General features: G+C 73.5%; 9 protein-coding genes. 5 read left to right on the forward strand and 4 right to left on the reverse strand.

The genetic code is table 11. The annotated features are described in order from the left end of the window. Window positions 1–74: 74 nt before the first annotated feature. Window positions 75–701 carry a nucleotidyltransferase family protein gene (locus ABT129_RS22095; RefSeq protein ID WP_351904083.1) on the reverse strand — a complete coding sequence of 209 codons (627 nt, stop codon included), beginning with the start codon at window positions 699–701 and terminating at the stop codon, window positions 75–77. A 195-nt stretch (window positions 702–896) separates the two neighbouring features. Here ABT129_RS22095 and ABT129_RS22100 point away from each other — a divergent pair, with 195 nt between their 5' ends. Continuing rightward, window positions 897–1235, forward strand: coding sequence for a DUF5955 family protein (locus ABT129_RS22100; protein WP_351904086.1), 339 nt, complete (start codon window positions 897–899; stop codon window positions 1233–1235). Window positions 1236–1316: 81 nt separating this feature from the next. Here ABT129_RS22100 and ABT129_RS22105 read toward each other — a convergent pair whose 3' ends face one another. Both ABT129_RS22105 and ABT129_RS22110 read right to left on the reverse strand, forming a co-directional pair. Continuing rightward, entirely contained in the window at window positions 1317–1943 is a 627-nt protein-coding gene (locus ABT129_RS22105; RefSeq protein WP_351904089.1) for a response regulator, read from the reverse strand. Next, a complete protein-coding gene (locus ABT129_RS22110) occupies window positions 1940–3151 on the reverse strand; it encodes a sensor histidine kinase (protein WP_351904092.1) in 1212 nt (403 codons plus the stop codon). The genes ABT129_RS22105 and ABT129_RS22110 overlap by 4 nt, the downstream gene beginning before the upstream one ends. 112 nt (window positions 3152–3263) lie before the next feature. On the opposite strand from ABT129_RS22110, the gene ABT129_RS22115 reads away from it, so the two are divergent. Then, the gene (locus ABT129_RS22115; protein ID WP_351904095.1) at window positions 3264–4343 is read left to right on the forward strand and encodes an ABC transporter permease; all 1080 of its coding nucleotides are present in this window, start codon (window positions 3264–3266) and stop codon (window positions 4341–4343) included. Between the two features lie 151 nt (window positions 4344–4494). Further along, window positions 4495–5175 (forward strand): ABC transporter ATP-binding protein, encoded by a 681-nt coding sequence (locus tag ABT129_RS22120; RefSeq protein ID WP_351904098.1) that lies wholly within the window; start codon window positions 4495–4497, stop codon window positions 5173–5175. A gap of 223 nt (window positions 5176–5398) precedes the next feature. On the opposite strand, the gene ABT129_RS22125 is transcribed toward ABT129_RS22120, so the two are convergent. Then, entirely contained in the window at window positions 5399–6205 is an 807-nt protein-coding gene (locus ABT129_RS22125; RefSeq protein ID WP_351904101.1) for an IclR family transcriptional regulator, read from the reverse strand. A 367-nt stretch (window positions 6206–6572) separates the two neighbouring features. On the opposite strand from ABT129_RS22125, the gene allB reads away from it, so the two are divergent. Both allB and alc read left to right on the forward strand, forming a co-directional pair. Then, window positions 6573–7907 carry an allantoinase AllB gene (gene allB / locus ABT129_RS22130; RefSeq protein WP_351904104.1) on the forward strand — a complete coding sequence of 445 codons (1335 nt, stop codon included), beginning with the start codon at window positions 6573–6575 and terminating at the stop codon, window positions 7905–7907. A gap of 3 nt (window positions 7908–7910) precedes the next feature. Beyond that, entirely contained in the window at window positions 7911–9029 is a 1119-nt protein-coding gene (gene alc / locus ABT129_RS22135; protein ID WP_351904107.1) for an allantoicase, read from the forward strand. Window positions 9030–9115 lie beyond the last annotated feature (86 nt).

A 9115-nucleotide genomic window follows, 5' to 3' on the forward strand; every position in this document is an offset into this window, starting at 1 on the left:
TGGTGGAAGTTCAATGGTTTGTTGATGTCGAGATTCTCCGGATCGACACAACATGGCGCTCGGTGCCAGCCCACTCACTCCAGGTGCGCCAGATCCGCCTCCGTGTCGATGTCATAGGGCTCGGCCACATCCGAACAGTCCACCGGCGTGATCGCATCCCGGTGCGCCGCCAGATAGTCCCGCGCGCCCCGGTCGCCCACCGCCGTCGCGGCGATCCCCGCCCAGTGCCCGGCGCCGAACAGCACCGGATGGCCCCGCCCCCCGCCGTACGAGGCCGCCGCCAGCGCATCCCGCGAGCCGTACGCCGCCCGGACCCGGGCCACCGCCTCCGCCCCGATCCCCGGCTGGTCGACCAGGAACACGAGCGCCGCGTCCACCCCGCGCGGATCGGCGGCCAGCGAGGCGAGCCCGGCCCGCAGCGAGGAACCCATCCCCTCGGCCCACTCCGGGTTGTCCACCAGCACACATCCCGGCAGCTCCGCCCGCTCCCGCACGGTCTCCGCCGACGCGCCGAGGACCACGTGCACCACCTCGCAGCCGGCCGCGCGCAACACCCCCACCGCGTGCTCGACCAGCGGCCGCCCGCGGTGCGTCAGCAGCGCCTTCGGCCGCCCGCCGAGCCGCCGCCCGCCCCCGGCGGCGAGCAGCAGACCCGCGACGACGGGGGCACGGTCGTCGGTTCGATCTTCTGAGGTCTTCATGAGGACTGCATACCGCATCGGGCGGAATCACACGGTCGCCTGAATTCCGTCCACGGAGGGTGGCGCGGTGGGGTGGCGAAGGAGTTAACTGGCCCGCGACTCACGGCGCCCGACCACCGTCCGACGGGTCGGCTCGGTAGTGCGGTGTGTTCGGGTACGGCGTTCTGCGCACAGTGTCGTGCGAGGGGGAGAACCATGTTGCGAAGCGTGGGGCAGAGGCGAGTGACCGGCGACGGCGTGGACCCCAGGGTGGCCGAACTGCGGTCCGCCGTGTCCCGCCTCCGGCGCGAACTGGCCGCACACCGCGTCGATTTCGCCGACCGGGGCATCGCCGAGGGCGAGCTCGCCGCACTCGACGCCATGGCCCTCAGCGGCGCCCCGGAGGTACGGCGGCTGCGCCGCTCCCTGCTGATCGTCGCGGGCTGCGTCGGCTCGGTCAGCGCGCTCTCCCAGGGGCTCGCCGGGGTGCGGCACGCGGTGGAACTCTTCGGCCCGCCGACGCCCCAGGGGCCTGCCGACGTCGCAGGGGCCTGACGGGTCGGTCTGTCGACTCCCGGAGGCCGGGCGGCCGCGGGGAGCCCGACGCTCCCGCGCCGGGCGGCCCGCGGTCGGTGCCTACCGCCGGATCAGTCGGCGTGCCGTCGCTGTCGCCACCGCCGCCGTGCGCGAGTCGACGCCCAGCTTCGCGAAGACGTGCACCAGATGCGACTTCACCGTCGCCTGGCTCAGGAACAGCACCTTGCTGATCTGCTGGTTCGAGAGCCCCTCGCCCACCAGCTGGAGCACTTCGAGCTCGCGCCTCGTCAGCGCCTCCGCCGGGGTCCGCATCCGGTCCATCAGCCGGTGCGCCACCGCCGGCGCGAGGGCCGACTGCCCGGCCGCCGCCGTCCGGACCGCCGCCGCCAGCTCCTCCGGCGGCGCGTCCTTGAGGAGGTAGCCGGAGGCGCCCGCCTCCACCGCCGCCAGGATGTCCGCGTCCGTGTCGTACGTCGTCAGGACGAGGACCTTCGGCCCGCCCGGGGCCGCCGCGATCGCCGCCGTCGCCTCCGAGCCGTGCATCCCCGAGCCGAACTGCAGGTCCATCAGGACCACGTCGACACCCCCGGCGGCGGCCAGCTCCACCGCGCGCTCGGCGGTGGCCGCCTCCGCGACGACCTCGAAGTCCGGCTCCGTGTCGAGGACGGCGCGCAGGCCCGCCCGGACCACCGGGTGGTCGTCGGCGAGGAGCAGGCGGATGGTCATGATCGGACTCCGATGGGGAGAGGGAGGGAGACGGCGACGGCCGTGCCCTGGCCGGGGGCGGACTCGACGGTGAACGTGCCGCCCAGCGACTCCGCGCGCGAGCGCATCGCCGGAAGCCCGAAACCGCCGTCGGAGGAGGGGCGTACGGAATCCGGCTCGAAGCCCGCGCCGTCGTCGACCACGTCCAGCGTCACCGACGCGTCCATGAACGACAGGGTGATCTCCGCCCGCGAGGCCGCCGCGTGCCGCACCGTGTTCGCGAGCGCCGACTGGGCGATCCGCAGCAGAGCCACCTCGTACGGGGTCGGCAGCTCCGCCGGCGTACCGCTGACCGAGAACCGGACCCGCGGCCCGTCCCCCGGTTCGTACGCCCCCGAGCCCGCCCCCGGCTCGCACAGCCGCGCGAGCGCCGCCGCCAGGGAACCGTGCTCCAGGTCCGGCGGCGACAGGGCCCGGACGAAGCGTCGTGCCTCCGCCAGGTTGTCCTGGGCCGCCTGACGGGCCCGTTCGATGTGACCGACGGCCGGTGAGCCCGGCGGCAGCGTCCGCTCGGCCGCCCGCAGCAGCAACTGGATCGAGGACAGGCCCTGCGCGAGGGTGTCGTGGATCTCCCGCGCCAGCCGCTCCCGCTCGGCGAGCGTCCCCGCGTGCCGCTCCGCCGCCGCCAGCTCGGCCCGCGTCGTGATCAGCTCCTCGATGAGCCGGCGCCGCCGCTCGCTCTCCCGGTACAGGGCCTGGTAGCCGAGGACCGTCGCCACCGCGACCGCCGCGCCGAGCAGCGGCCCGATGAAGACCCCCGGATTGAGCGCGGCCCCGTGACCCACGTACGAGAGGATCGCCGCGAGCGCCGTCGCCGCGACCACCGGCAGCGACCAGCGCGTCGGCAGCAGGTGCAGCTGGACGAAGTAGAGCGGGAACGCCACCCAGAGGGCCTCCGGGGTCAGGCAGAGCATCACGATCCACGACGCGCCCAGGACACCCAGCCACACGGCGGCGGCCCGCTGGGAACGCCGGACGGACGGCAGATACGAACCGGCCGCGTAGATCGCGCCGGTCACCACCGCCAGAACCGTTCCGGCGGCCGAGCCCGCCCGCACCGCCGCCAGGGTGAGCAGCCCCGCCATCAGCAGGTGCAGACAGAGGCGCAGCGCAGGCAGGGCGGGGGTGAGCGAACGCCGGGCGGGGTGGAGGGAGGAGTGGGGATCCATGATCCCTCCAGCGTAGACAGCGGCGGACAATCCGGACTCAACCGAAAGTTTGATTGCGGAGCCATCCGTGGCGCGATGCCCGCCGGGCACCCGCCGGACCACCCTGGTCAGCATGTTCGTGGCATGGAGAGACCTCAGATTCGCCAAGGGACGGTTCGCCCTCATGGGCACCGTGATCGTGCTGATCACCCTGCTCGTGGGACTGCTGTCCGGGCTGACCGCCGGGCTCGCGCGGGAGAACATCTCCGCGATCACCGGCCTGCCCGCCGACCGGCTGGCCTTCGCGGCGCCGCCGTCCGGGCAGTCGGTCTCCTTCACCAACTCGACGGTGACGGAGGAGCAGTGGCGCCGGTGGGCCGGGCGCCCCGGAGTGACGGCGGCCGCGCCGCTCGGCATCCGCACGCTCAACGGGGCCGCCGGAGACCGCACCGCCGCCGTCTCCGCCTTCGGCACGGAGCCGGACGGCGGGCTCGCACCCGTGGCGCCCGCTTCGGGCAAGGCCGTCCTCTCCGAGTCGGCCGCCGAGGAGCTGGGTGTCTCGGCCGGCGACTCCGTCCGCCTCGGCCCCCTGGAGCTGGCCGTCACGGCGGTCGCCGGTGACGCCTCGTACAGCCACACCCCGGTGGTGTGGACCTCCCTCGACGACTGGCAGCGGCTCGGGCACACCGGCACCACGGTGGAGGAACAGGCGACCGTCGTCGCGCTCCGCGGTGGCGGGGAGACCGACTGGGCGGCCGGCGACAGGGCCGTCGGCACCGAGGCGCGGACCGTCGACGACGCCCTCACCGCCATAGGGTCGTACCAGGCCGAGAACGGCTCGCTCCAGCTGATGCGCGGGTTCCTCTTCGCCATCTCGGCCCTCGTCATAGGAGCCTTCTTCACCGTCTGGACCATCCAGCGCAGCGGTGATGTCGCCGTCCTGAAGGCGCTCGGGGCCTCGACCCCGTACCTCCTCAAGGACGCCCTCGGGCAGGCCGTGCTCATGCTCACCGCGGGGACGCTGCTCGGCACCGCGCTCGCGGTCGGTATCGGAGCGCTGGTCAGCGGCGGGAACGTGCCGTTCGTGCTCGACCCGCTGACCGTCCTCGGGCCGGCCGCCGTGATCGTCGTGCTCGGTGTGCTCGGGGCGGCGCTCTCCATCCGGCGGATCACCGCCGTCGACCCCCTCACGGCCCTGGGGAGCGCCCGATGAACCCCACCGCCCGTGCCGCCCGTCCTGCCTGTGCCGCCCGTCCTGCCCGTGCCGTCCGTGCCGTCTGCACGGCCCGCGCCGCCTCCGCTGTTCCCGCTGCCTTCGCTGTCCCCGCTGTCTCCGCTGTCGTGATCCTGTCCGGGAGTGCCCGATGAGTCTCGTCCTCGATGCCGTCACCCTCACCTACCCGGACGGAGACAGCCGTCTGACCGCGCTCGACGCCGTCTCCCTCACCGTCCCCGCCGGTTCCCTCACGGCGGTCGTCGGTCCCTCGGGCTCCGGCAAGTCCAGCCTCCTCGCGGTCGCCGCCACCCTCGTGACGCCCGACCGCGGGCGGGTCGTCGTCGCCGGTACGGACACGGGCGCGCTGGACGCGGCCGGGCGGGCGGCGCTGCGGCGCGAGCGGATCGGGATCGTGTTCCAGCAGCCCAACCTGCTGCCCTCGCTCACGGTGGCCGAACAGCTCCAGGTCATGGCGCACCTGTCGGGGCGGGCGCCCAAGGAGGCCCGGGGCCGGGCCCTGGAACTGCTCGACGCGGTGGGCCTCGCGGAGCTGGCCGGGCGGCGGCCGCACCAGCTGTCCGGCGGCCAGCGGCAGCGGGTCAACATCGCGCGGGCCCTGATGAACGAGCCGGCGGTGCTGCTGGTGGACGAGCCGACCAGCGCGCTGGACCACGAGCGGGGCGCGGCGGTGGTGTCGCTGCTCGCGGGTCTGACGGTGGAACGGGGGACGGCTACGGTCCTGGTCACCCACGACCGTACGCACCTCGCGCGGGCGGACCGCGTGGTGACGGTCCAGGACGGCCACCTCGCGGAACCCGTCCCGGCCTGAGGACACGGCGCGGAGCAGTCCTCGAACGGGTCTCGAACGGGTCTCGAACGGGCCGTGGACCAGCCTCGGACCGGCCCCGAACCGGTCTCGGCCAGGCCCGGGGCGAACCCACGGACCTTGCCCGTGGCGCGCGACCCGGCCCGCCGCGACCCGGCCCGCCGCGACCCGGCCCGCCGCGACCCGGCCCCGCCGCGACGCGGCGGGAGGCCGGGCCGCCGGGGTGTTACGCCCCGCCGTTGCCCGTCGTGTTCGCCAGCGCCGTCGAGAGCTCGCGGGCGACCTCCTGGAGGATCGGGACGATCTTCTCCGTCGCCGCCTCCGTCACCCGGCCGGCCGGGCCGGAGATGGAGATCGCCGCCGCGGTGGGGGAGTCCGGCACCGACACGGCGAGGCAGCGGACTCCTATCTCCTGCTCGTTGTCGTCGACCGCGTAACCCGTCTCGCGGACGGCGACGAGCGCGTCGAGGAAGCCGTCCGGCGTGGTGATCGTCTTCTCCGTCGCGGCGGGCATGCCGGTGCGGGCGAGCAGCGCGCGTACCTCCTCCGCCGGGGTGTGGGCGAGGAGCGCCTTGCCGACGCCGGTCGAGTGCGGCAGCACCCGCCGGCCGACCTCGGTGAACATGCGCATCGAGTGCTTGGACGGCACCTGCGCCACGTACACGATCTCGTCGCCGTCGAGCAGCGCCATGTTCGCGGTCTCGCCGGTCTCCTCGACGAGCCGCGCCAGGTACGGGCGGGCCCAGGTGCCGAGGAGCCGGGAGGCGGATTCGCCGAGCCGGATGAGCCGGGGGCCGAGCGCGTACCGCCGGTTGGGCTGCTGGCGCACGTAGCCGCAGGCGACCAGCGTGCGCATCAGGCGGTGGATGGTGGGGAGCGGGAGTCCGCTGCTGGCGGAGAGCTCGCTCAGCCCGACCTCGCCCCCGGCGTCGGCCATCCGCTCCAGGAGGTCGAAGGCACGCTCAAGGGACTGGACGCCCCCGCTCGCGGCGGGCTTGGCGGCGTCGGTGGTGCTGGCGCTGGACGTCGGCACGTCAACGGTCCTTTCGGGGCAGGCGGGCAAGGCAGCAGCCTACCGGGCCAGCGGTCGGGGCACCCGGTCCCGGTCCCGGCGTACGCGCCGGTCAGGGGGTGTTTGTCCGGTGTCGACGAGGGCCCGGAGGCGTCCGGCTCCACCCCGCATGTGCGGAGCTACGTTCTACTGTACGGAATTTACATTCCACTTTGTGGAAACGTCCAGACGCGGTTGACCGACGTCGGATGCTGGAAGTGTGCCCTTGACGACATGTCGTCCGGAAGTGAAGACTCCTTCAACAGTTCGTTGAATTTTCTGCCGGGCGGTCGGGCGGTTCCCGCCGAAGCGCCCGGTTCTCGCCGAAGCACTTGAAGAAGGGGTACGGGTGGACGTCAACCTGGTCCTGCGCTCGACGCGTGTCATCACCCCCGAGGGGACGCGCCCGGCGTCGATCGCCGTCTCCGGAGGGACGATCGCGGCCGTGCTGCCGTACGACGCCGAGGTACCCGCCGGGGCCCGGCTGGAGGACGTCGGCGACGACGTGGTCCTGCCCGGACTCGTCGACACCCACGTGCACGTGAACGACCCCGGCCGCACCGAGTGGGAGGGCTTCTGGACCGCCACCCGCGCGGCCGCCGCCGGTGGCATCACCACCCTGCTCGACATGCCCCTCAACTCGCTGCCCCCGACCACCACCGTCGAGAACCTGCGGATCAAGCAGGAGGTGGCCCGTGCCAAGGCCCACGTCGACGTCGGCTTCTGGGGCGGCGCCCTGCCCGACAACGTCAAGGACCTGCGCCCGCTGCACGACGCCGGGGTCTTCGGCTTCAAGTGCTTCCTGTCGCCGTCCGGCGTGGACGAGTTCCCCGAGCTCGACCAGGAGCGGCTGGCGACCTCGCTCGCCGAGATCTCCGGCTTCGACGGCCTGATGATCGTGCACGCGGAGGACCCGCACCACCTCGCCGCCGCCCCCCAGCGCACGGGCGGCGCGTACGCCGACTTCCTCGCCTCCCGGCCCCGGGACGCGGAGAACACGGCCATCGAGAACCTGATCAACCAGGCCCGGCGGCTGAACGCCCGCGTCCACGTCCTCCACCTCTCCTCCTCGGACGCGCTGCCGGTCATCGCCGCCGCCAGGGCCGAGGGCGTCAAGATCACCGTCGAGTCCTGTCCGCACTTCCTCACGCTCACCGCCGAGGAGATCCCGGACGGCGCCACCGAGTTCAAGTGCTGCCCGCCCATCCGCGAGGCCGTCAACCAGGACGCCCTCTGGCAGGGGCTCGCGGACGGCACGATCGACTGCATCGTCTCCGACCACTCCCCGTCCACCGCCGACCTCAAGACGCCCGACTTCGCGTCCGCCTGGGGCGGCATCTCCTCCCTCCAGCTCGGCCTGCCGGCCATCTGGACCGAGGCCCGCAGCCGTGGATTCGACCTGACGGACGTCGTCCGCTGGATGTCCGAGGGTCCCGCCCGCCTCGCCGGGCTCACCCGCAAGGGCGCCATCGAGGCCGGCCGCGACGCCGACTTCGCCGTCCTCGCCCCGGACGCCACCTTCACCGTCGACCCGGCCGAGCTCCAGCACCGCAACCGGATCACCGCCTACGCGGGGAAGACCCTCAGCGGCGTCGTCACCTCCACCTGGCTGCGCGGAGAGCGGATCGCCGAACACGGCACCCTGGCCGAGCCCTCCGGCCGCCTCCTCGAAAGGAACAACTGACCCGTGAGCACCGGCATACCCTCCTTCACCGGCGACGCCAGCCCCTACGGCGGCGGTGACCCGTACGCCGACTACCGGACGGCCGACTTCCCCTTCACCCAGTACGCGGACCTCGCCGACCGGCGCCTCGGCGCGGGTGTCGTCGCCGCCAACGACGAGTTCTTCGCCGAGCGCGAGAACCTCCTCAAGCCCGAGGCCGCCGAGTTCGACCCCGAGCACTTCGGCCACAAGGGCAAGATCATGGACGGCTGGGAGACCCGCCGCCGCCGTGGCGTCTCGGCCCAGCAGCCGCACCCCACCGAGGACGACCACGACTGGGCCCTCGTCCGGCTCGGCGCGCCCGGCGTCGTCCGCGGCATCGTCCTCGACACCGCCCACTTCCGGGGCAACTACCCGCAGGCCGTCTCCGTCGAGGCCGCCTCCGTACCCGGCTCGCCCTCGCCCGAGGAGCTCCTCGCCGACGACGTGAAGTGGACGACGCTCGTCCCGCGCACCGCCGTCGGCGGCCACGCCGCCAACGGCTTCGCCGTCGACGTCGAGCAGCGCTTCACCCACCTGCGCGTCAACCAGCACCCCGACGGCGGCATCGCCCGCCTCCGCGTCCACGGCGAGGTGGCCCCCGACCCGGCGTGGCTCGCGGTCCTCGGCACCTTCGACCTCGCCGCCCTGGAGAACGGCGGCCAGGTCGAGGACGCCTCCGACCGCTTCTACTCCCCGGCCACCAACACCATCCAGCCGGGCCGCTCCCGCAAGATGGACGACGGCTGGGAGACCCGCCGCCGCCGCGACAAGGGCAACGACTGGATCCGCTACCAGCTGGCCGCCGAGTCCGAGATCCGCGCCGTCGAGATCGACACCGCGTACCTCAAGGGCAACAGCGCCGGCTGGGCCGCGCTCTCCGTCGCCGCCGCGGACTCCGAGGAGTGGACCGAGATCCTGCCCCGGACCCGCCTGCAGCCCGACACCAACCACCGCTTCGTGCTCGACACCCCGGCGGTCGGCTCCCGCGTCCGGATCGACATCTACCCGGACGGCGGCATCTCCCGCCTTCGCCTCTTCGGCTCCCTCACCGAGGCCGGTACGGCCCGGCTGACCGCCCGCCACCAGGAGCTGGGCGGCTAGCGCCCTGTCGTCACCTTGCCGTCTGCCCTGGCCCGTACCCTCGTCGGGAACTACGTGACCTCGCTGGACATGGCCGGCTGCTCGGT

The organism is Streptomyces sp. NPDC002057 (genome assembly GCF_040296665.1).
Classification (GTDB): Bacteria; Actinomycetota; Actinomycetes; order Streptomycetales; family Streptomycetaceae; genus Streptomyces.

What these genes read in the sequence shown, in the direction of transcription:
- ABT129_RS22120 (WP_351904098.1), top strand. Translation starts at nt 4,495, where the DNA reads ATGAGTCTCGTCCTCGATGCCGTCACCCTCACCTACCCGGACGGAGAC.
- ABT129_RS22115 (WP_351904095.1), top strand. Translation starts at nt 3,264, where the DNA reads ATGTTCGTGGCATGGAGAGACCTCAGATTCGCCAAGGGACGGTTCGCC.
- ABT129_RS22100 (WP_351904086.1), top strand. Translation starts at nt 897, where the DNA reads ATGTTGCGAAGCGTGGGGCAGAGGCGAGTGACCGGCGACGGCGTGGAC.
- ABT129_RS22110 (WP_351904092.1), bottom strand. Translation starts at nt 3,151, where the DNA reads ATGGATCCCCACTCCTCCCTCCACCCCGCCCGGCGTTCGCTCACCCCC.
- ABT129_RS22095 (WP_351904083.1), bottom strand. Translation starts at nt 701, where the DNA reads ATGAAGACCTCAGAAGATCGAACCGACGACCGTGCCCCCGTCGTCGCG.
- ABT129_RS22105 (WP_351904089.1), bottom strand. Translation starts at nt 1,943, where the DNA reads ATGACCATCCGCCTGCTCCTCGCCGACGACCACCCGGTGGTCCGGGCG.